The 21,749-nt window shown below is 64.6% G+C and carries 20 protein-coding genes; 13 read left to right on the top strand and 7 right to left on the bottom strand.

Going from position 1 to position 21,749, the window contains the following annotated elements; all coding sequences use genetic code 11:
* Positions 1–50: 50 nt before the first annotated feature.
* Positions 51–836: an SDR family NAD(P)-dependent oxidoreductase gene (locus ACFDR6_RS14215; RefSeq protein WP_375858662.1), complete on the bottom strand. Its 786-nt coding sequence runs from the start codon at positions 834–836 to the stop codon at positions 51–53.
* Positions 837–1,087: 251 nt separating this feature from the next.
* Here ACFDR6_RS14215 and ACFDR6_RS14210 point away from each other — a divergent pair, with 251 nt between their 5' ends.
* Genes ACFDR6_RS14210 through ACFDR6_RS14200 form a run of 3 tightly spaced genes read left to right on the top strand, consistent with a single transcriptional unit; the run spans position 1,088 to position 4,158 of the window.
* Positions 1,088–2,152, top strand: coding sequence for an acyl-CoA dehydrogenase family protein (locus tag ACFDR6_RS14210; RefSeq protein WP_375858661.1), 1,065 nt, complete (start codon positions 1,088–1,090; stop codon positions 2,150–2,152).
* Positions 2,153–2,168: 16 nt separating this feature from the next.
* Positions 2,169–3,329, top strand: coding sequence for an acyl-CoA dehydrogenase family protein (locus ACFDR6_RS14205; RefSeq protein ID WP_212079594.1), 1,161 nt, complete (start codon positions 2,169–2,171; stop codon positions 3,327–3,329).
* Positions 3,330–3,345: 16 nt separating this feature from the next.
* Positions 3,346–4,158: an enoyl-CoA hydratase/isomerase family protein gene (locus tag ACFDR6_RS14200; RefSeq protein WP_375858660.1), complete on the top strand. Its 813-nt coding sequence runs from the start codon at positions 3,346–3,348 to the stop codon at positions 4,156–4,158.
* A 174-nt stretch (positions 4,159–4,332) separates the two neighbouring features.
* Here ACFDR6_RS14200 and ACFDR6_RS14195 read toward each other — a convergent pair whose 3' ends face one another.
* The 3 genes from ACFDR6_RS14195 to ACFDR6_RS14185 all read right to left on the bottom strand — a co-directional run bounded on the left by ACFDR6_RS14195 (position 4,333) and on the right by ACFDR6_RS14185 (position 7,206).
* Positions 4,333–5,079 carry a hypothetical protein gene (locus ACFDR6_RS14195; RefSeq protein WP_375858658.1) on the bottom strand — a complete coding sequence of 249 codons (747 nt, stop codon included), beginning with the start codon at positions 5,077–5,079 and terminating at the stop codon, positions 4,333–4,335.
* Positions 5,080–5,081: 2 nt separating this feature from the next.
* A complete protein-coding gene (locus ACFDR6_RS14190) occupies positions 5,082–5,870 on the bottom strand; it encodes an enoyl-CoA hydratase (protein WP_212079591.1) in 789 nt (262 codons plus the stop codon).
* Between the two features lie 130 nt (positions 5,871–6,000).
* Positions 6,001–7,206, bottom strand: coding sequence for an ABC transporter substrate-binding protein (locus ACFDR6_RS14185; RefSeq protein ID WP_212079590.1), 1,206 nt, complete (start codon positions 7,204–7,206; stop codon positions 6,001–6,003).
* Between the two features lie 374 nt (positions 7,207–7,580).
* Here ACFDR6_RS14185 and ACFDR6_RS14180 point away from each other — a divergent pair, with 374 nt between their 5' ends.
* Both ACFDR6_RS14180 and ACFDR6_RS14175 read left to right on the top strand, forming a co-directional pair.
* Complete coding sequence (locus ACFDR6_RS14180; protein ID WP_375858657.1) at positions 7,581–8,351, top strand: thermonuclease family protein; 771 nt, start codon at positions 7,581–7,583, stop codon at positions 8,349–8,351.
* Between the two features lie 35 nt (positions 8,352–8,386).
* The gene (locus ACFDR6_RS14175; protein WP_494516627.1) at positions 8,387–9,877 is read left to right on the top strand and encodes a M48 family metalloprotease; all 1,491 of its coding nucleotides are present in this window, start codon (positions 8,387–8,389) and stop codon (positions 9,875–9,877) included.
* 196 nt (positions 9,878–10,073) lie between these two features.
* On the opposite strand, the gene ACFDR6_RS14170 is transcribed toward ACFDR6_RS14175, so the two are convergent.
* Positions 10,074–11,402, bottom strand: a complete 1,329-nt coding sequence (locus ACFDR6_RS14170; RefSeq protein WP_212079587.1) for an MFS transporter — start codon at positions 11,400–11,402, stop codon at positions 10,074–10,076.
* A gap of 181 nt (positions 11,403–11,583) precedes the next feature.
* On the opposite strand from ACFDR6_RS14170, the gene cyoA reads away from it, so the two are divergent.
* From cyoA to ACFDR6_RS14130, 8 genes are all read left to right on the top strand, one after another.
* Positions 11,584–12,744 (top strand): ubiquinol oxidase subunit II, encoded by a 1,161-nt coding sequence (gene cyoA / locus ACFDR6_RS14165; RefSeq protein WP_375858656.1) that lies wholly within the window; start codon positions 11,584–11,586, stop codon positions 12,742–12,744.
* Between the two features lie 25 nt (positions 12,745–12,769).
* Positions 12,770–14,767, top strand: a complete 1,998-nt coding sequence (gene cyoB, locus ACFDR6_RS14160) for a cytochrome o ubiquinol oxidase subunit I (RefSeq protein WP_212079585.1) — start codon at positions 12,770–12,772, stop codon at positions 14,765–14,767.
* Positions 14,768–15,397 carry a cytochrome o ubiquinol oxidase subunit III gene (gene cyoC / locus ACFDR6_RS14155; protein ID WP_317242054.1) on the top strand — a complete coding sequence of 210 codons (630 nt, stop codon included), beginning with the start codon at positions 14,768–14,770 and terminating at the stop codon, positions 15,395–15,397. It begins immediately after the preceding gene.
* Positions 15,394–15,774 carry a cytochrome o ubiquinol oxidase subunit IV gene (gene cyoD / locus ACFDR6_RS14150; RefSeq protein ID WP_212079583.1) on the top strand — a complete coding sequence of 127 codons (381 nt, stop codon included), beginning with the start codon at positions 15,394–15,396 and terminating at the stop codon, positions 15,772–15,774. Before cyoC ends, cyoD begins: the two co-directional genes overlap by 4 nt.
* Positions 15,771–16,619, top strand: coding sequence for an SURF1 family protein (locus tag ACFDR6_RS14145; protein ID WP_375858655.1), 849 nt, complete (start codon positions 15,771–15,773; stop codon positions 16,617–16,619). The genes cyoD and ACFDR6_RS14145 overlap by 4 nt, the downstream gene beginning before the upstream one ends.
* Entirely contained in the window at positions 16,591–17,994 is a 1,404-nt protein-coding gene (locus ACFDR6_RS14140; protein ID WP_375858654.1) for an ATP-binding protein, read from the top strand. The genes ACFDR6_RS14145 and ACFDR6_RS14140 overlap by 29 nt, the downstream gene beginning before the upstream one ends.
* Positions 17,984–18,517 (top strand): response regulator transcription factor, encoded by a 534-nt coding sequence (locus ACFDR6_RS14135; RefSeq protein ID WP_212079580.1) that lies wholly within the window; start codon positions 17,984–17,986, stop codon positions 18,515–18,517. Before ACFDR6_RS14140 ends, ACFDR6_RS14135 begins: the two co-directional genes overlap by 11 nt.
* A 132-nt stretch (positions 18,518–18,649) precedes the next feature.
* The gene (locus tag ACFDR6_RS14130; RefSeq protein ID WP_375859116.1) at positions 18,650–20,035 is read left to right on the top strand and encodes an adenylate/guanylate cyclase domain-containing protein; all 1,386 of its coding nucleotides are present in this window, start codon (positions 18,650–18,652) and stop codon (positions 20,033–20,035) included.
* Positions 20,036–20,128: 93 nt separating this feature from the next.
* Here the strand turns inward: ACFDR6_RS14130 and ACFDR6_RS14125 are convergent, their stop codons facing one another.
* Together ACFDR6_RS14125 and fdxA are read right to left on the bottom strand one after the other, a co-directional pair.
* Complete coding sequence (locus ACFDR6_RS14125) at positions 20,129–20,953, bottom strand: CarD family transcriptional regulator (protein WP_212079578.1); 825 nt, start codon at positions 20,951–20,953, stop codon at positions 20,129–20,131.
* Positions 20,954–21,296: 343 nt separating this feature from the next.
* On the bottom strand, positions 21,297–21,635 hold the full coding sequence (gene fdxA, locus ACFDR6_RS14120; RefSeq protein WP_212079577.1) for a ferredoxin FdxA: 339 nt from the start codon (positions 21,633–21,635) through the stop codon (positions 21,297–21,299).
* Between the last annotated feature and the right edge of the window lie 114 nt (positions 21,636–21,749).

Genomic DNA, 21,749 nt, shown 5'->3' with positions numbered 1-21,749 from the left:
ACACTTGTGGTTGCCGCAGCAGCAGAGCGTCACCGCGGCAAGACACTCAATCACGTAATCAAATGCATCCCCGCATCCATGCGCACGACCTCGCCGGTCATGTTGCTGGAGGCCGGCATCGCCAGGAAGCAGACGAGCTGCGCGATGTCTTCGGCTGTTGATGCGACCTTCAGCGGCACCTTCTCCACCACGCTGTCGCGCACCTGCTTGGCGCCGGCTTCGCCGCGGCCCTTGGTGAACCAGGGCGTGTCGATGTAGCCGGGGCAGACCGTATTGACGCGGATCAGCGGCGCCAGCGCACGCGACAGCGACAACGTCATGGTGTTGAGCGCGCCCTTGCTCGCGGCGTAGGCGATCGACGAGCCGACGCCGCTGATGCCGGCGACCGAGGACACGTTGACCACGGCGGAGGGCCGCCCCGAAGCCTTGGCGCCGGCCTCGAGCAGGCTGCGTGCCGCGCGCACCATCTGGAACGGACCGATGGTGTTGACACCATAGATCCGCTGGAAATCCTCCGCCGACAACCCATCGAGATCGGCGTGAGCCACATGTTTCGTGGTGCCGGCATTGTTGACGAGGATATCGAGCCGACCCCAGCCGCTGGCCGCCGCGACGATCCTGCGACAATCGTCGTCCTTCGAAACGTCGCCCTGCGCGACCAGCACCTCCGACGCGCCAGCCTTGCGGCAGACGTCCGCGGTGGCCTCGGCCTCGGCCTTACTCGACGAATAGTTGATGACGAGCCGCGCCCCGCTGCGCGCGAGAATTTCCGCTGTCGCTGCGCCCAGGCCGGACGCCGACCCCGTCACGATTGCGCACAGATTGTCCTTGGCCATCCTGATGTCCTTCCCCGTGGCTCTGATCTTTCGTGCCCTGTTTAGCGAGTTTGTCGCGCCCTGCAAATCGAGCAAACTCCGCTAAGCGGAATTAGCCTTCCATTGATCCTTGCGCCCATGCCCGCGCCGCAGGTTGACCTGCGATCAACGCTTGTCAGGGCCATGGCTTTTTCGGATCATCGGGCGCAAGAAGACCTGCGCGGTACGCTCCACCAGGCGGGACGCGCCAACGGCAAAACACGGGGAACGCTGTGGCGGAGAGTGACAACATCGTCGTCGAGACCGCGGAGAAGATCTTCGCCGATCTCGCCGATCCGCAAACCATCAACAACGACAAGAAGAACTCCTGGCAGGCGCCGCTGTGGCAGGCGCTGAGCGAAGCCGGCCTGCCATTGTCCTGGGTGCCCGATGATCTCGGCGGCTCCGGCGCGAGCCTTGCCGATGGCTTTGCGCTGCTGAACGCCGCCGGCCGTTTCGCCGTCTCGGTTCCCCTGGCCGAGACCATGCTGGCGGGCTGGCTGCTGGCGCGGGCGAAGATCGCATCGCCCGATGGCGAGATGACCGTGCTGCCGGCAAGCCCGAAAGATCGTATCGTCCTCGACGCCGACGGCTCGCTCTCCGGCCGCGCCCGCGGCGTGCCTTTTGCGAAGGCGGCAAAGCATTTTGCGGTGCTCGCACATGGCAAGGACGGCGTCTCGATCGCGCTGGTCGATGCGGCCAAGGCGCGGATCGAGGCCGGGCTCAATGTCGGCTACGACCACAGCGACACCGTGACGCTCGACAAGGTCCAGCCCGTCACGCTCAAGGTTGCGCCGAACGGCTTTGACCAGACCACGATGATGCTGATGGGTGGCGTTGCGCGCAGCCTGCAGATCGCTGGCGCGCTGGAATCGATGCTCGACATCTCGGTGCGCTATTCCAACGAGCGCGTCGCCTTCGAGAAGAAGATCTCGAAATTCCAGGCGGTGCAGCACAATCTGGCGCGCCTCGCCGGCGAATCCGCCGCGGCACTTGCGGCGGCGACGTCCGCGGCCGATGCGATTGCGAATGCAAGATCGTTCGACGACGAGGTCTATCTGGAAGCCGCTGCCGCAAAGATCCGCTGCGCGGAAGCCGCCGAGAAAGGCGGCGCCATCGCGCATCAGGTGCACGGCGCGATCGGTTTCACCCTCGAGCACATCCTGCACCGCTATTCGCTCCGGGCGCTGGCCTGGCGCGACGATTTCGGTTCGGAAAGCCACTGGGCCGTCGAGCTCGGCAAGCTGGTCGCAAACCGCGGCGCCGACGAATTGTGGCCGCTCGTGGCATCGCGCTGATCAGGGAGAGAAACACATGACCGCCGCGCTCCGTTTCGATCCGATCCGCCTGCCCGAGAAGTGCGAGCAATTGCGCAAGGAAGTGCGCGCCTTTCTCGCCGAGGAAATCGCCGCCGGCACTTTCGATCCGCACCAACCCAACCGGGAAGACACCGACGCGCCGGAATTCTCCCGCCGGGTCGGCGCCAAGGGTTGGCTGGGCATGACCTGGCCGAAGAAATATGGCGGCCAGGAGCGCTCCTTCCTCGAGCGCTACGTGGTGACCGAGGAAATGCGCGTCGCCAACGCGCCGACGCGGCGCTTCTTCGTCGCCGATCGCCAGAGCGGGCCGGTGCTGATCAAATACGCGCCCGAACATATCAAGATGGAGATCCTGCCGCGGATCTGCCGAGGCGAGATCTGCTTTGCGATCGGCATGAGCGAGCCGAATTCAGGCTCGGACCTGTTCGCCGCGAAGACGCGCGCGACCAAGACCGACGGCGGCTATCTCATCAACGGCAGCAAGATCTGGACCTCGTCGGCGCACATCGCCGACTACATGATCGCGATCTTCCGGACCTCGCCGCCGACCAAGGAAAACCGTCGCCACGGCCTGACCCAGTTCCTGGTTAAGATGAAGCAGCCGGGCATCAAGGTGAACCCGATCGGCCAGATTACCGGCCAGTACGAGTTCAACGAGGTCGTCTTCACCGACTTCTTCGTCCCCGACGACCACGTTCTCGGCGAGGTCGACGGTGCCTGGAAGCAGGCGACGAGCGAGCTTGCCTATGAGCGTTCGGGCCCCGAGCGTTTCCTCGAAACCTATTACGTGCTGACCGAACTGGTCCGCGCCGTCGGTCCCAACCCGGATACGCGCAGCGCCGAAGGCATCGGCCGTCTCGTCGCGCAGCTCCACACCATGCGGCGCATGTCGGTCTCGGTCGCCGGCATGCTCGAGGCCGGCAAGGAGCCGGTGGTCGAGGCGTCCATCGTCAAGGACATCGGCACGGTCTGGGAGCAGCAGCTTCCGCATCGGGTGCGCGATCTCGCCGCCTTCGTCGAGGAGACCGCGACCAACCGCGAGACGCTGGAGCGGCAGCTCGACTTCGCCATCAAGACCGCGCCGAAACTCACCATCCAGGGCGGCACCACGGAGGTGCTGCGCGGCATCATCGCCCGCGGACTTGGGCTGCGCTAATCATCAAGGGATCATCATGAGCACCTACAAGGATATCGGCGTCGAGAAGGTCGGACACGTCGGCACCATCGAGATCCGCCGCCCGCCGCTGAACTTCTTCGACATTTCGCTGATCAACCAGATTGCGGATGCGCTCGAGGAGTTCGACCGCGACATCGAGATCCGCGCCTCCGTGCTCTCCGCACAGGGCAAGGCCTTTTGCGCCGGCGCCAACTTCCAGGATCCGGCGCGGCAGGCGCAGGAAGCGCGCGAAGCCGACAAGAAGGGCGACCCCGCCGACAGCCTCGGGGCGATCAACCATCTCTATATCCAGGCCGTGCGCATCTTCCGCGCCAAGAAGCCGATCGTCGCCGCCGTGCAGGGTGCGGCCATCGGCGGCGGATTGGGCCTCGCCGTTTCCGCCGATTTTCGCGTCACCTGCCCCGAGGCGCGCTTCTCCGCGAACTTCACCAAGCTCGGCTTCCACCCCGGCTTCGGCCTGACGACGACACTGCCCGAGCTGATCGGCAAGAACAACGCCGAGCTGATGTTCTACACCAGCCGCCGCGTCACCGGCGAGGAGGCCTACAAATGGGGGCTCGCCAACGAGCTGGTGCCGCAGGACCAGGTCAAGGCGGCCGCGATGAAGCTCGCCGGCGAGATCGCCGAATGCTCCCCGCTCGGCCTGCTCTCGACCCGCGCCACGATGCGCGCGGGATTGGCCGATCGCGTCATGGCCGCCACCAATCACGAGCTCGCCGAGCAGACGCGGTTGCGGGCGACGGAAGATTTTAAGGAAGGCGTGAAGGCCACGGAAGAACGGCGCGCGGCAAATTTCAAGGGAAGGTAGTTCCGCTGCACCGCATGCAGCCCTCTCGACCAGTCATCCTGAGGTGCGAGCAGCACGGTGCAGAGCGCCGTGCTGAGAGCCTCGAAGGTTGGACGGCAGAAATGCAGCCGGGCCGTCGCCCTTCGAGGGCCGTTGAAGAAGCGGCCTCGTCAGGGTGACGGATAAGGTTGGAAATCAACCGACGCGAAACGTCACTCCGCCCAGCAAGAACTCGTTCCCCGCGACCGCGTGCCCTTTCGCCCGTGCCGCGTGCAGCACGCGCGCCACGTCGGTTACCCGAAACTCCAATGCGCTCATGATCTCGCTGGCGCCCTTCACGAAGCGGAAGGTCGCATTGGGCAGCTTCAGTTCGGCGCCGCTGGGCGTGATGCCGATGATCTTGCCCCAGTGCTCCGCCAGCCCTTGCGGATCCGGGCTCTGCATCTCCACGACCGTCAACGCCTCCGTCACATCCTTGCGGATGAAGCTCTGCCAGTCCGGCCCGGCCGGCGGGTACGGCCCCAAAACGTCGTCGCTGCCTTCGGTATGGTTGAACTCGATGAAGGCGGCGCGGCAGTCGCGGGGATGGAGCTGCACGCCGTGATAGGGCGCGTGGTCGATGACGTTGGCGGTGCGCACGCCCATCGCATTGGCGATGCGCCCGCGCTCGTCGGGGTCGTTACAGCAGAAGATCGCCATATAGCCGCCGCGGCCGCCGGTCTTCTCGATGAAGCGGCCGGCCGTGGTGCCGTCCTTGAAGGGGCCGACCACCTCCAGCAAAATCGTATCGACCGGGAGCAGCGCATTCTCCAGGCCGTATTTCGCCACATTGCCGTCGCGGTAGCACACAGCAAGGCCCATGATCTCCGCGATGTCGGAGACGACAGGCGCGAGCTGCGGCGCGACCAGGCAGATCTGTCGCAACCGCATATAGGGTGTCATGGTCATGCCCCCCTGAAGGTCGGCTTGCGCTTCTCCACGAACGCCTTTGCGGCCTCCTTGTGGTCCTCGGTGTCGCCGCAGCGGGTGTGATGGATCGCCTCGCCGTCGAAGCAATCCTCCAGCGCCAGATGCTCGGCATTGTTGATGTTGCGCTTGATGAAGCCGAGCGCGATCGAGGGCCCCTGCGCCAACGACAGCGCGAGTTCGTGGGCAGCGGCGTCGATCTCGGCGTCGGGCACGACCTTGGTCACCATGCCGATCGCATGCGCCTCTTTCGCGGTCAGGACCGGCGACATCAGATAGAGCTCGCGCGCCCGCGCGCTGCCGAGCAGCTGGGTGAGGAAATAGGTGCCGCCGTAATCGCCGGAGAAGCCGACCTTGGCGAAGGCAGTGGTAATCTTGCAGGATTCGGAGGCGATGCGCAGGTCGCAGGACAGTGCCATCGACAGGCCCGCGCCGGCGGCGGCACCATCGAGCTGCGCCACCACGGGCTTCGGCATCTGGTGCAGGATGCGCGAGACCTCCATGCCGCGGCGCAAGTTTGCGAGCTTCTGCTCGAACGGCAGCGGCGCCCGGCCTGCCGCCATCGACTTGACATCGCCGCCGACGCAGAACGATCCGCCGGCGCCCTTGAACAGCACCGCCCGCACCTCCGGATCGTCGGCCGCGCGCCGCGCGGCGTCGACCAACCCCGCGACCATCTCGGGGTTGAGCGCATTCTTTCGCTCCGGCCGGTTCATCGTGATGGTGAGCAGCCCGCCTTCGAGCTTTTGCAGGACCATGTCGTTCATGGATGTTGGCCTCTTTCTGTGGTGCCACTCTCTCACTTGGTCATTTCGGGGCGCGACGACGTCGCGAACGCGAGCCCCGGGATGACGACCTATCGTTGGACACGCTCGTCACCAAGGCGGACTTACCCCGTCACTTCTTCACCAGCGGACAGCGCGACTGCTCAAGCGATTGGAACGCTTCGCTCCCGGGCACGGTGGCAAGCAGCTTGTAATCGTCCCAGCGGCCCTTGGACTCCGACGGCTTCTTCACCTCGAACAGATACATGTCGTGGATCATGCGGCCGTCCTCGCGGATCTTGCCGCCCTTGGCGAAGAAATCGTTGATCGGCGTTTCCTTCATCACCTTCATCACGGTGGCCGCGTCGGTCGTGCCGGCCGCTTTCACGGCCTTCAGGTAATGCGTCACGGAGGAGTAGACGCCGGCCTGCGCCGAGGTCGGCGGCCGCTTCACACGCTCCTGGAAGCGCTTCGAGAAGGCGCGCGTGTCGTCGTTCATGTCCCAGTAGAACGCCTCGGCCAGCAGCAGGCCCTGCGCGGTCTCGAGCCCGATCGAGTCGATGTCGGTGACGAAGGCGAGCAACGGCGACACTTTCTGGCCGCCCTTGGTGATGCCGAACTCGGCGGCCTGCTTGATGGCGTTGACGGTGTCGCCGCCGGCATTGGCCAAGCCAATCACCTTGGCCTTGGAAGCCTGCGCCTGAAGCAGGAACGACGAAAAGTCCGACGTATTGAGCGGATGGCGCACGCTGCCGAGCACCTTTCCGCCGGTCTTGGTCACGACGGCACTGGTGTCCTTTTCGAGATCCTGGCCGAAGGCATAATCGGCGGTGAGGAAGTACCAGCTGTCGAGACCCGTCTTCACGGCCGCAAGACCGGTCACGTTCGCCTGACCGTAGGTGTCGAACACGTAATGGATGGTGTAAGGGCCGCAGGCTTCGTTGGTGAGACGGATCGAGCCCGGGCCGTTGAAAATGACGATCTTGTTGCGCGCCTTGGCAATCTCGCCGGCGGCAAGCGCGGTGGCGGAGGCGGCGACGTCGTAGATCATCTCGACGCCCTGGTTGTCGAGCATGTCGCGGGCGATGTTGGCGGAGAGATCGGCCTTGTTTTGATGGTCGGCCGCGAGCACCTGGATCTTGCGGCCGAGCACCTCGCCGCCAAAATCCTCGACAGCCATCTTGGCCGCAGTCTCGCTGCCGGGGCCCGTGATGTCGGCATAGAGGCTCGACATGTCCAGGATGCCGCCGATCTTGAGAGGTGGCTTGTCCTGGGCTTGCACGGCGCTCGCGTTGAGGGCAAACGCGGCGGCAAAAATGCCCGACAGAACGTGCTTCATCAAAATAGTCTCCCTTTAATCGCCTGTCTCTGATGGCGGCTTGGTTATTGGTGTTGCCGCAATCATGCCGCATGCGCAACTGCGCAGCAAGCGCGGGGCGCTATGCGCGTCTTGCGACTGCGGCACGTTTTCCGCAAAACGGAATGGTGAGATGACGAGAGATGTTTCCGCGCCGTCGTCGCGCGCGTAGGACGTAACAGCGAAGCCCCACACTCGCTGCCGTGGTGGGCAAAGGCGCGCTCTTCGCGCCGTGCCCACCGCCCTCGCGATCGGCAAAGACGCGGGCACGCTTCCGCCGTCGCTCTTCGAGGTCCGCTTCGTCGTTGGCGTCGTTTGAGTTAGGATCGACGTACAACGCAACCTCTCCGGGTCACGTGACGCGACAGCTTCACCTCATCGTCGCATTCTTGATTGCCGCGGGTCACACCGCGTTCGCGACGCCATGCCGGTTCGAGACGCAAGGCGAAGGCCGCGTCGCCGCCATCGTCGATGCGCGCAGCGTGCGTCTGGACGACGGCCGCGAGATCCGTCTGCTGGGGATCGAGCCCACGGCGTCCGCGAAGCAGGCGCTGGCGTCGCTGCTCGTCGGACGCAACGTCACGCTCCGCGGCATCGACGACACGCCGGACCGCTACGGCCGCCAAGGCGCGCTTCTCTTTGTCGGCGAGAGCGACGCCTCCGTGCAGGCCATGTTGCTGGCCCAGGGCGACGCCCTCGTCTCCGCCGAGATCGTGGACAAGGACTGCGCAGCCGCCCTGATAGCGTCGGAAGCAGCGGCGCGGCGCCAAAAAAAGGGCAGTTGGGCTGACCCGTCGGCCATAAAAAACGCGGAAAGTCCGGACGATATTTTGGCGGGGATCGGGCGCTTTATGGTGGTCGAGGGCAAAGTTCTGTCGGTCCGGCAAGCTGGGGCAATGACCTACCTCAACTTTGGACGGAACTGGACACGCGGCTTTGCGGCGACTATTTCAAAGCGCACGCTACCGGCGTTTGAAGGCGCTGGCATCACCCTCAAGTCCTTGGAAAATAAACGTATTCGAGTTCGGGGCTGGGTTGAGGAAAATACGGGGCCGCGGATCGATGTGCGGTCCATAGGGCAAGTCGAGTTGCTGGGCGCAAGCGAGCCGACAGGGGAAAGGCCCTAACGAGGGCCAGGCACGGGTTAAGCGACGTGAATGGGGTGCTAGAACGGCACGTACGGAACGAACGCCGCCGCCTGCGGGCGGCGCCGGCCGCGCTATGCCTCGTATTGAGTACGGCGCTCGCGGGCTGCGGCGACATGGGCCGGTTCCAGACCGCCGCGGTCCCGGCGACGGTCGCGATGCCGAAGCCGAAGCCGGCCGTCGCCCAGACCCCCGCCACCGAGAAGGAGCACGAGCGCATCCTGGCGAGCTATGGCGGCACTTATGACGATCCCAGGCTCGAATCACTCGTCAGCAAGACCGTCGACCGGCTCGTCGCGGCCTCCGATCGTCCCGACCAGGGCTACAAGGTCACCATCCTCAATTCCGGCGCGGTGAACGCGTTCGCGCTGCCGAACGGCCAGCTCTATGTCACGCGCGGACTTCTTGCGCTCGCGAGCGATACGTCGGAATTGTCCTCCGTGCTCAGCCACGAGATGGCGCATGTGCTGTCCAAGCACGCCGCGATGCGCGAGGACCAGGCCCGCCAGGCCGCGATCGTCACCCGGGTCGTCACCGACATGAGCAACGACCCGGACCTCACTGCGCTGGCACTGGCGAAGACCAAGCTCACCATGGCGAGCTTTTCACGCAAGCAGGAGATCGAGGCCGACGGCATCGGGGTGGGCATTTCCGCCAAGGCGCATTTCGACCCTTATGGCGCGGCGCGCTTCCTCTCCGCGATGGAGCGCAATGCCGAGCTGAAGGCCGGCAAGTCTTCGCTCGATCCGCGCGCGCAGGATTTCACCTCGTCGCATCCGGCGACCCCGGAGCGCGTGCAGAACGCGCAGGCCATTGCGCGGCAGTATACTGCCCCGGAGGGCGCCGAGCGCGACCGAGAGACCTATCTCGCCGCGATCGACAATCTCGTCTACGGCGAAGACCCCAGCGAAGGTTTCGTGCGCGGCCGCCGTTTCCTGCATCCGAAGCTGGGCTTCACGTTCCAGGCGCCGGACAATTTCACGCTCGACAACACCGCCCAGGCCGTGATCGGCGTGCGCGAGGGCGGCGCACAGGCCATGCGTTTCGACGTGGTGCGCGTGCCGTCCGAGCAATCGCTCGGCGACTATCTTAATTCCGGCTGGATGGAAGGCGTCGAGAAGGCGTCGACCGAGGACATCACCATCAACGGCTTCCCGGCCGCGTCCGCCACCGCCAAGGGCGACCAGTGGCAGTTCAAGGTCTATGCGCTACGCTTCGGCAGCGACGTCTACCGCTTCATCTTCGCGACACGGCAGAAATCGACCGAGAGCGAGCGCAATGCGCGCGAGACCGTCAATTCCTTCCGCCGCCTGACGCTCGACGAGATCCAGGCCGCGCGTCCGCTGCGCATCAAGGTCATCACCGTGCAGCCCGGTGACACCGTGGAATCGCTATCCCACCGCATGGCCGGCGTCGATCATCCCGCCGAGCGCTTCCGCGTGCTGAACGGACTCGATCGCAACGCCCAGGTGAAGGTGCGCGATCGCGTGAAGATCGTGGCGGATTGACGCGCGCTAAGCGCACGTCATCCCGGGGCACGCTGAGCGCAAACCCGGGATCTCGAACCAACGAGCTCCGCTGTCGAAGGATAGGCAAGACGCAAAGCTTGCCCACCACCTCTCTCAATCGGACACAGATGGTGGGCACGGCGCTTGCGCGCCTTTGGCCACCCTGTGAGACCTGTGATGCGACAACGACGCGAGCCTAGCGCCCCGTGTCCATGTCGCCCTTCTCGCGCTGGCCGCTGAGCCAGAGGGCGAGCAGGGTCCAGAACGCGCCGGACAACAGATACGCACCCGAGGCGATGACCCCGAGATTGGTGGCGAGCAACAGCGCGACCAGCGGCGCGAAGCCGGCGCCGAACAGCCAGGCCATGTCCGAAGTCAGCGCGGAAGCCGTGTAGCGGTACGCCTGCTTGAAATTCGAGGCGATCGCGCCGGAGGACTGGCCGAAAGACAGGCCGAGCAGGATGAAGCCGATCACCATGTAGATAGTCTCGCCGAACGCGCCGGCGTCGAGCAGCTGCGGGGCAAAGCCGCTATAGATCGCGATCGCGATCGCCGATCCCATCAACAGCGATTTGCGCCCGACGCGGTCGGCGATGATGCCCGACGCCACGATCGCGGCGACGCCGAACACGGCGGCGACGATCTCGATGATCAGGAAGCGCACCGGGCTTTCGCGGGTGAACAGGAACACCCAGGACAACGGAAATACCGTGACCATGTGGAACAGCGCGAAGCTCGCGAGCGGCGCAAACGCCCCGAGCATGATGGTCTGTCCTTCGCGCGCGACTGTCTCGGAGATGCGCGAGGGCTGCAATTCGCGGGTCTCGAACAGCGTCGCGTATTCCTCCGTCGTCACCATGCGCAGGCGGGCAAACAGCGCAACGACGTTGATCGCGAAGGCGACGAAGAACGGGTAGCGCCAGCCCCAGTCGAAGAAATCGTCAGCCGACAGGTTACCCGCGAAATAGGCGAACAGCGCGCTTGCCACGATCAACCCGAGCGGGGCGCCGAGCTGCGGCACCATCGCGTACCAGCCGCGCTTGGAAGGCGGCGCGTTGAGCGCCAGCAGCGAAGCCATGCCGTCCCAGGCGCCGCCCCAGGCCAGACCCTGCGCGATGCGCGCCAGCGCCAGCAGCCAGATCGCGGCAACGCCGATGTCGTGATAGCCGGGCAGGAACGCCAGCGCGACGGTGGCGGTGCCGAGCAGGAACAGCGCCGAGATCAGCTTGGCCGTCTTGCCGTAGGCACGGTCGACGGTCATGAAAATGACCGTGCCGATGGGGCGGGCCATGAAGGCCAGCGCGAAGACCATGAAGGAATAGAGCGTGCCGGTCAGCTCGCTCGCGAACGGGAACACCAGGCGCGGGAACACGATCACCGAGGCGATCGCAAAGACGAAGAAGTCGAAGAATTCCGAGGTGCGGCCGATGATGACGCCGATGGCGATCTCGCCGGGACTGGCCTGGTCGTGGCCGTGCTCGCCCGTGTGGAGGTCTGCCATTGCGGGGGTCTGTGCCGTCGCCATGCGTGCGCCCTTAACGTCCTGAAAACCAAAGCCGACCGCCCGGCGGGGCGCCAGGCAATCCGGTCCTGTCTGACCCAACATCCCGCACTGCAACATTGGACAAATTGTCCAATGTCCGGATTGTTGCGCCGCAGCTACCCGTTGGCCCCGCAAAAGAAACTCATTCTCAAAGGCTCGGCCCGTGTCTCGTCTCAAGATCCTGGCGCTACTACCTCTGGCTGCCGCGCTTAGCGGCTGCGACTACGTCGTGCTGGCGCCAGCCGGCGATATCGCTGCCCAGCAGCGCGACCTCGTCATCATCTCCACCGTCCTGATGCTCCTGATCGTCGTCCCCGTGATGGCGCTGACGGTGCTGTTCGCCTGGCGCTACCGCCAGTCCAACACCGAGGCCCGCTACGAGCCGGATTGGGATCACTCGACCAAGCTCGAGCTGGTGATCTGGTCGGCGCCTCTTCTGATCATCGTTTGCCTGGGCGCGCTGACCTGGATGGGCACGCATCTGCTCGATCCCTACCGCACGCTCGGCCGCATCCATGCGGAGCGCGCCGTCGACAAGTCCAAGGCTCCGCTCGAGGTCGACGTCGTCGCGCTCGACTGGAAATGGCTCTTCATCTATCCCGACTACGGCATCGCCACCGTCAACGAGCTCGCAGCTCCAGTCGATCGTCCGATCACCTTCCGCATCACGGCGTCCTCGGTGATGAACTCGTTCTACATCCCCGCGCTCGCCGGCCAGATCTACGCGATGCCGGGCATGGAGACCAAGCTCCACGCCGTCGTCAACCACGCCGGCACCTACAAGGGTTTTTCGGCGAACTACAGCGGCGCCGGCTTCTCCGGCATGCACTTCAATTTCCAGGGCCTCGACGACAAGGGCTTTGACGCCTGGATCGCCAGCGCCAAGTCCGCCGGCGGCTCGCTCGGACGTGCCGAATATCTCCAGCTCGAAAAGCCGAGCCAGAACGAGCCGGTGCGCCGCTGGGGCACCGTCGACGCCGATCTCTACCGCCTGATCCTCAACATGTGCGTCGAGACCGGCAAGATGTGCCAGAGCGAGATGATGGCGATCGACGCCAAGGGCGGCGCCGGCCACCAGGGCCTGAACAACACCCTGCCGCTGGCCTACGACAAATACGCCCGCCGCGGCACGGCGCTCGGGCCGGAGCCGAGCTTCGTTGCCGGCACCTGCACGCCGGATGCGCCGCAGGGCAAGACCACCGCCGCCATCACGGCGCCCACCGACACCGCGCCCCTGCTCGGCGCCGGCCTGAAGCGGCCGTCGTTCACGCCGCTGAAGTCCTCGTCCTTCTTCCTCGGACAACGTCCCAAGTCAGACTCGTGAAGTCAGACTCCTAAAGAGAGTTCGCATGTCTCCTGATCTTCTCAAGCTCATCTTTGGCCGGCTCGGCTTCGAATCGCTGCCGCTGCACGAGCCGATCGTCGTCGGCACCTTCGTGGTGGTCGCGCTCGGCGGCGCCGCGCTGCTCGGCGCTCTCACCTATTTCCGCCTCTGGGGCTATCTCTGGCGCGAGTGGTTCACCACGGTGGACCACAAGCGCATCGGCATCATGTACATGATCCTCGGCATCGTGATGCTGCTGCGCGGCTTTGCCGACGCGCTGATGATGCGCGGCCAGCAAATGCTGGCCTTCGGCGGTTCCGAAGGCTATCTCAACGCCCATCACTACGACCAGGTCTTCACCGCCCACGGCGTGATCATGATCTTCTTCGTGGCGATGCCGCTGGTCACAGGCCTGATGAACTACGTGGTGCCGCTGCAGATCGGCGCGCGCGACGTATCGTTCCCGTTCCTGAACAATTTCAGCTTCTGGATGACGGTCGGCGGCGCGGTGCTGGTGATGGCTTCGCTTTTCATCGGCGAGTTCGCCCGCACCGGCTGGCTGGCCTATCCGCCGCTGTCCAACATCGGCTACAGCCCAGATGTCGGCGTCGATTATTACATCTGGGCGCTGCAGGTCGCCGGCGTCGGCACGACGTTGTCAGGCATCAACCTGATCTGCACCATCGTCAAGCTTCGCTGCCCCGGCATGACCATGATGAAGATGCCGGTGTTCACCTGGACCTCGCTCTGCACCAACGTCCTGATCGTCGCTTCCTTCCCCGTCCTGACCGTCGTGCTCGCGCTGCTGTCGCTCGACCGCTACGTCGGCACCAACTTCTTCACGAACGATTTCGGCGGCAGCCCGATGATGTACGTGAACCTGATCTGGATCTGGGGCCATCCTGAAGTCTACATCCTGGTTCTCCCGGCCTTCGGCATCTTCTCCGAGGTGACCTCGACCTTCTCCGGCAAGCGGCTGTTCGGCTACACCTCGATGGTCTACGCCACGGTCGTCATCACCATCCTGTCGTATCTGGTCTGGCTGCATCACTTCTTCACGATGGGCTCGGGCGCCAGCGTCAACTCGTTCTTCGGCATCACCACGATGATCATCTCGATCCCGACGGGCGCGAAGATGTTCAACTGGCTGTTCACGATGTATCGCGGCCGTATCCGCTACGAGCTGCCGATGATGTGGACGATCGCCTTCATGCTGACCTTCGTGATCGGCGGCATGACCGGGGTGCTGCTCGCGGTGCCGCCGGCCGACTTCGTGCTGCACAACAGCCTGTTCCTGATCGCGCATTTCCACAACGTGATCATCGGCGGCGTGGTGTTCGGCGCCTTTGCCGGCATCACCTACTGGTTCCCGAAGGCCTTCGGCTTCAAGCTCGATCCGTTCTGGGGCAAGCTGTCGTTCTGGTTCTGGGTCACCGGCTTCTACCTCGCTTTCATGCCGCTCTACGTGCTCGGCCTGATGGGCGTGACCCGCCGGCTGCGCGTGTTCGACGATCCCAGCTTGCAGATCTGGTTCGTCATCGCCGCGATCGGCGCCGGCCTCGTGCTCCTCGGCATCATGTGCATGCTGATGCAGTTCGCGGTCAGCTTCCTCAGGCGCGAGCAGCTCAAGGACGTCACCGGCGATCCCTGGGACGCGCGCACGCTGGAATGGGCGACCTCTTCGCCGCCGCCCGACTACAACTTCGCCTTCACTCCCGTCGTTCACGACAACGACGCGTGGTGGGACATGAAGCGCCGCGGCTACCAGCGTCCGCTCACCGGCTTCAGGCCGATCCACATGCCCAGCAGCACCGGCACCGGCATCATCCTCGCCGGTCTCGCCACCGCGATGGGTTTCGGCCTGATCTGGTACATCTGGTGGCTGGCTGCCGTGAGCTTCATCGCGATGCTCGCCGTCGGCATCGGCCACACCTTCAACTATCACCGCGACTTCGACATTCCGGCTGAAGACGTCATCCGGACCGAGGACGCGCGCACCAAACTGCTCGCCGGAGCCAAGTAAATGACTGTTGCCGTCAATTCTTCCCAAACCGGCGAGCCGGTCTTCTATCTCGCCGACGAACACCCGCATCCGGAAGGCTGGAGCACCTCGCTCGGCTTCTGGATCTACCTGATGAGCGACTGTCTCATCTTCGCGATCCTGTTCGCCACTTTCGGCGTGCTCGGCGGCAATTACGCCGCCGGCCCAGCGCCGAAGGACCTGTTCGACCTGAATCTGGTCGCGGTGAACACCTCGATGCTGCTGCTGTCGTCGATCACCTACGGCTTCGCCATGCTGACGATGCAGCAGAACAAGGTCGCGCAGACGCAAATCTGGCTGGCAATCACCGGCCTGTTCGGCCTCGCCTTCATCGGCATCGAGCTCTTCGAGTTCGCCCACATGATCCATGAGGGTGCGACGCCCCAACGCAGCGCCTTCCTGTCCGCCTTCTTCACCCTGGTCGGGACCCACGGCCTGCACGTTTCCTGCGGCCTGATCTGGCTGGTGACGTTGATGGTGCAGGTTCAGAAGTTCGGCCTGATCGAGGCCAACCGCCGCCGTCTGATGTGCCTGTCGATGTTCTGGCACTTCCTCGACGTGGTCTGGATCGGCGTCTTCACCTTCGTCTATCTCCTGGGAGTTCTGCGATGAACACCGACACTCACACCGCCCATGCGGACGATCATCATCACGGCGACAGCCACGCCCACGGCACGTTCTCGACCTACATGCTCGGCTTCGTGCTCTCGGTCGTGCTCACCGCGATCCCATTCTGGCTGGTGATGAGCGGCGCGCTGCCGAGCAAGCAGATCACCGCCCTCGTCATCATGGCCTTCGCGGTCGTGCAGATCGTCGTGCACATGGTCTACTTCCTGCACATGAACACGACGTCCGAGAACGGCTGGAGCATGATGGCGCTGATCTTCACCATCGTCATGGTGGTGATCGCGCTGTCGGGTTCGCTGTGGGTGATGAGCCACCTCAACAGCAACATGATGCCGATGCATCAGATGAGCGGTATGAAGTGAACGAGGTCCGGACCGTGACGAGCAAGGCAGACGGGACGCGTGGCCATGCTGCGCGCCCCTCCCTATGGCTCACGGTCCTCTCGCTCACGGCCTTCGTGACCCTGATCGCCCTCGGCGTCTGGCAGATCGAGCGCCGCGCCTGGAAGCTGACGCTGATCGACCGTGTCGAGCAACGCGTTCATGCCCCGGCGGTGCCGATCCCCTCGCCTGCTTCATGGTCCGCGGTCTCCGCCGCGAACGACGAATACCGGCATGTCAGCGTTACTGGCCGCTTCCTGCATGATCGCGAGACGCTGGTTCAGGCCGTCACCGAGGAAGGCCCGGGCTATTGGGTGCTGACGCCGCTTCTGCGCGACGACGGCACGCAAGTCCTGGTCAACCGCGGCTTCGTGCCGTCGGAACGGCGCGACGCATCGACCCGCCGAGGCGGCAATCCGGACGGCCGGGTCGAGATCACCGGCCTGCTCCGCATCACGGAGCCCAAAGGCGGGTTCCTCCGAAACAACGTCCCCCAGCACAACCGCTGGTACTCGCGGGATGTCGCGGCGGTCGCGGCGGCACGCGGCCTCCACGATGTCGCCCCCTTCTTCGTCGATGCCGACGCCGGATCACAAATCGCAGGCGGGCCGATCGGCGGATTGACCGTGATCCGCTTTCCCAATAACCACCTGATCTACGCGCTGACGTGGTTTGCCCTGGCCTTCATGCTGGCCGGCAAACTTCTCGTCACATTCGGCGGCGGGCCGTTCCGCCGCCAGCGCTTCGTCCACGAACCGGCCGGCGGTCTGGATGCCGCCGCGCGCAGGACGGGATCAGATGCTGGAACGATCGTCGAACAGGCCTGACGACGGGAAGACGCTTTCCCAAACACTTGCGCATGGCGGACTGGCCGTCACGCTGCAATCGCCGGCGGACGCGCGCAGCGAGCTGATCGGTGCCGCGCCGACCGACGACGAGACCAATCGCAAGAACATGGCGCTGCTGATCCAGCTGCGCTGGACTGCGGTCGTCGGCCAGATCGTGACCATCGGCAGCGTGCATTTTGGGCTCGGCATTCCGCTGCCGTTGGAGCGGATGGGCGCGGTGATCGGCGCGCTGGTGCTGCTCAACGTCTCCAGCCTGATCTGGGTGCGCCATCGCGCCGCGATCACCAACAACGAGTTGCTGGTCGCCCTGATGCTGGACGTGGCCGCCCTGACCGCGCAGCTCTATCTCTCCGGCGGAGCCACCAATCCCTTCACCTCGCTGTTCCTGCTCCAGGTGACGCTCGGCGCGGTGCTGCTCGATGCCCGCTCGACCTGGTCGCTGGTCGCGCTGACCTGCGCGAGCTTCGTGTGGCTGACGCTGGCATACCGCCCGCTGGACCTGCCGCCAAACCCGCTGAGCGAGACCTACACGCTCTCGGTCGCCGGCATGCTGCTGGGCTTCGTGCTCAACGCCGTGCTGCTGGTCGTGTTCGTCACCCGCATCAATCGAAACCTGCGCGAGCGCGATGCGCATCTGGCGGCATTCCGCCAGCATGCCGCCGAGCAGGATCACATCGTGCGCATGGGCCTGCTCGCCTCCGGCGCGGCGCACGAGCTCGGGACGCCGCTGGCCTCGCTGTCGGTGATCCTCAGCGACTGGCGCCGCATGCCGGATCTCGCCGCGGATCAGGAGCTCGCCGAGGACCTTGCGGAGATGGAAACCTCGCTGCAACGCTGCAAGTCGATCGTGACGGGCATCCTGGTGTCGGCGGGCGAAGCGCGCGGCGAAGGCTCCTCGCCGACGACGGTGACGGCGTTCGTGACCGCGCTGGTCGACGAGTGGCGTGACGCGCGCTCGGCACGGACGCTCTACTTCGTCAATACGTTCGGCGCGGACGTCGCCATCGTCTCCGACATCGCGTTGAAGCAGGTCATCTTCAACGTGCTCGACAACGCCTATGAGGTCTCGCGCGACTGGGTCGAGCTCGTGGCCGAGCGCGAGGGCGACAACCTCGTGCTGTCGATCAGCGATCGCGGCCCGGGCTTTGCGCCGGAGATGCTGGCGCAGCTCGGAAAGCCCTATCAGTCGAGCAAGGGCCGCGCCGGCGGCGGGCTCGGGCTGTTCCTGGTGGTGAACGTGGTGCGCAAGTTGGGGGGCACCGTGACCGCCGAGAATCACAGGAAGCGGGGCGCCACCGTGCGCCTGACGCTGCCGCTCGCAACGCTGGCGATCGGAGGAAATTTTGACGCCTGACCGTTCGCTCATCGTCGTCGAGGACGACGCAGGCTTCGCGCGCACGCTGAAGCGCTCGTTCGAGCGCCGCGGCTACGAGGTCGTGCTGGCCGCCTCGATCGAAGAGGTGCGCAACGTTCTGGAGGAGCGCTCCTTCGGCCATGCCGTGGTCGATCTCAAGCTCGGCGGCGCCTCGGGCCTCGCCTGCGTAGAGCTCCTGCACACCCACGACCCGGACATGCTGATCGTGGTGCTCACCGGCTTTGCCAGCATCTCGACCGCCGTGGAGGCGATCAAGCTGGGGGCCTGCCATTATCTGGCAAAGCCGTCGAATACCGACGATATCGAGGCCGCCTTCAACAAGGCCGAAGGCAACACCGAAGTCGCGCTGGATGCGCGGCCAACCTCGATCAAGACGCTGGAATGGGAACGCATCCACCAGACCCTGATCGAGACGGATTTCAACATTTCGGAAGCGGCAAGACGATTGGGGATGCACCGGCGCACGCTGGCAAGGAAGCTCGAGAAGCGGCCGGTCAGATAGGCAACGTCTTTCAGCGTCCAAATGCCCTGCCTGGCTGATGACCTCGCGGCCAAGCACCACTAGACTGCCGATTGCTGCGGCTGATGGCCGTCGCTTTGCTGCAAGGGTCCCAGCGAGGAGTCTCCCGTGACAATGCTCGTCGAGCGGTTCGACCTACCTGCCGCGCTTTCGCCCGCGCGCAGCCAGCGCAGCGAAACAGTTGAGTTCGCAGAGGCCGCGCTGACTTCCGCCAAGCATGAGGGTCTGCAACTCGCAGTGCGGGCGCGCTATTTCGCCCTCGCCGTCATCGGTTGCCTGCTGCTGGCGATCAATCCTGCGTGGGAGCAGCTCTACTACGTGGCGCTGCTCGGCCTGTTCGCACTGATCGGCTGGGCCCAGGTCAGGGTTGGGCGGGTGGGCGTCTCACGGTCCGAATTGGCGCTCCTGTTCTGCGATTTGGCGTTGCTCACCCTCCTCATCGTGGTCCCAAATCCATTCGGGACTACGCACTGGCCGGTCGCGATGCAGTACCATTTCGGCAACTTCATCTATTTCTTCGTACTGCTCGCAGGTGCCACACTGGCCTATTCCTGGCGGACCGTGATTGCGGTCGGAACGTGGACCGCCGCACTCTGGCTGGTCGGCATGGCCTGGGTGTGGTGGCAGCCCGATCGCGATCCTGCGCTGACGGCCCGCATCGCGGCCGCAGTCGGCGACGATCACCGCTTGTTGGCAATGATCTCGCCCAATGCGATCGGATTCCACCTTCGCATCCAGGAAATCGTCGTATTCATGATCGTGGCCGTCACGTTGGCGCTGGCGGTCCGCCGCAGCAATGACCTGCTGGTCCGACATGCCGCGGTAGAGCGCGAACGCGGCAATCTGGCACGCTACTTCTCGCCCAATGTCGTCGCGGAATTGTCGAAGCAGGACGAGCCGCTGAAGCAGGTGCGCACGCAACACGCTGCGGTGCTATTCGTCGACATCGTCGGCTTCACAGCCTTTGCCGATGCGCGTTCGCCGCAGGAGGTGGTGCGGACGTTGCGGGAATTCCACGGACTGATGGAGCAGGAGGTTTTCCGCCACAGCGGCACGCTCGACAAATATCTCGGTGACGGGTTGATGGCGACGTTCGGCACCCCCTTTACCGGCGCGCACGATGCCAGCAACGCGCTGCGGTGTGCCCAGGCCATGATCGCCGCGGCGGACGGTTGGAACGGACAACGAACGGCCGTGGGGGAGCCACCGCTGCGTGTGAGTTTCGGCTTGCATTATGGGCCGGTGGTGCTCGGCGATATCGGGCAGACCTGTCTGGAATTTGCCGTGATCGGTGCCACAGTCAACGCTGCAAGCCGTCTCGAGGCGTTGACCCGCACGCTCGACTGCGCGCTGGTGGCAAGCGACGATCTCATCAGCCGCGCAAAGGACGAGCTTGGCAGCGCAGCCGAAGCATTTCAGCCGCTGATGGCGCGCGAGCCACAGGCCGTCCGCGGAATCCAGCGTCCGATCGGAATATGGACTCAGGTCCGCGGCTCGTAGCATGCCGATCGCGCTCGACGCCGCTGTTACGAGCCCAACAAAAAGCCCGGCCGAACGGCCGGGCTCTTGATGGCTTGCGCAGAACGAAGCCGCTTACGCGGCCTCGTCGGCGACGGTGGTGTCGTCGCCATCGGTGTCGTCGGCATCGCCCTCGGCATCCGTGTCGGCTTCGCCCTCGGCGGCTTCCGCCTTGGCGTTGCGGCGCGGGCTCTTGGCGAGCTGGGACTCGATTTCCTTGACCGCTTCGGTCTCGGTCGAGTGCTGCACCACCGCGATCTCGCGGGAGAGGCGGTCGAGCGCCGCTTCATAGAGCTGCCGTTCGCTGTAGGACTGCTCCGGCTGCGACTCCGAGCGATAGAGGTCGCGCACGACTTCCGCGATCGCGACGATATCGCCCGAATTGATCTTCGCTTCGTATTCCTGGGCGCGGCGCGACCACATGGTGCGCTTGACGCGGGCGCGGCCCTTGAGGGTCTCCAGCGCCTTCTTCACCAGCACCGGATCGGACAGCTTGCGCATGCCGACATTGGCGACCTTGGCGGTCGGCACGCGCAGCGTCATCTTGTCCTTGATGAAGTTGATGACGAACAGCTCGAGCTTCGCACCGGCGATCTCCTGCTCCTCGATGGCCAGGATCTGGCCGACGCCATGAGCGGGATAGACCACGAATTCGTTGGCTTTGAAGCCCTGACGCTGGGTCACGACCTTCTTTTCCTCGACCTTCGGCGCAGCAGCGGGCTTCGCGGCCGGCTTGGCGGCAGCGACGGGAGCCTTGACAGGAGCAGCAGCAACGGAAGCCTTCGGCGCGGCGGGCTTGGCAGCGGGAGCCTTGGCCGCCGGAGCCTTGGCAGTCACAGGCTTGGCAGCAGGCTTAGCGGCGGTCGCTTTCGCGGCCGGTTTGGCAGTCTTGTTAGGCATTGCGCTTCTTTTGTTCTTCGAGGACTTTGCAGCCGGCGCCTTCGTCGCGGTCCGACCCTTGGATGCGCTACGGCTGGCCGCGGCGACTTTCTTGGCCTCCTTATGGGAAGCCCTCGCTGAAGTACTCTTTTTACGCGTTTTCTGTGACACAGCCTGCGCGCGGAAACTGCCACGCCCCTGTTCGACATTTGGTTTCACGGGAACCCAGAGGGGCCAACGGGGCTGACGGGGTTCGGCTTAATGTGCCCAATATAGCACATTTCCCGCAAAAATCAATGATTTAGGGGTCTTCAGGGCTGGTTTTCGCGGCGCCGCCGCTATTAGGGTTAAGTTTGGGACCGAATTAGTCGCCGGAGCCGGGGTTCGGAGAAAAATATTTCTCGAACTTGCCGTCCATGCCGTCGAATTCCTTGGCGTCGGCGGGTGATTCTTTCTTCTGGGTGATGTTCGGCCAGCTCTTGGCGTAGTCGGCATTGACCGACAGCCACTTTTCCAGGCCCGGTTCCGTGTCCGGCTTGATGGCGTCGGCGGGGCATTCCGGCTCGCACACGCCGCAATCGATGCACTCGTCAGGATGGATGACGAGCATGTTGTCGCCTTCGTAGAAGCAGTCGACCGGGCAGACCTCGACGCAATCGGTGTACTTGCACTTGATGCAGTTTTCAGTGACGACGTAAGTCATCCAACGCTCCGAAAAGCTCTTTTAAAAGTCGCGGCTTGCGTAGCGCGGATGGCCCGGCGCCGCAAGGTCGTGAAAGCGCGATCATGACACTTGTGTGCGCTTGATCGGCCAAGA

Origin of the sequence: Bradyrhizobium tunisiense, assembly GCF_042263385.1 — a bacterium.
In the GTDB taxonomy this organism is placed as follows: Bacteria; Pseudomonadota; Alphaproteobacteria; order Rhizobiales; family Xanthobacteraceae; genus Bradyrhizobium; species Bradyrhizobium tunisiense.
Note: the sequence above shows the minus strand (reverse complement) of the source record. Positions and strands in the feature narration are given on the sequence as shown.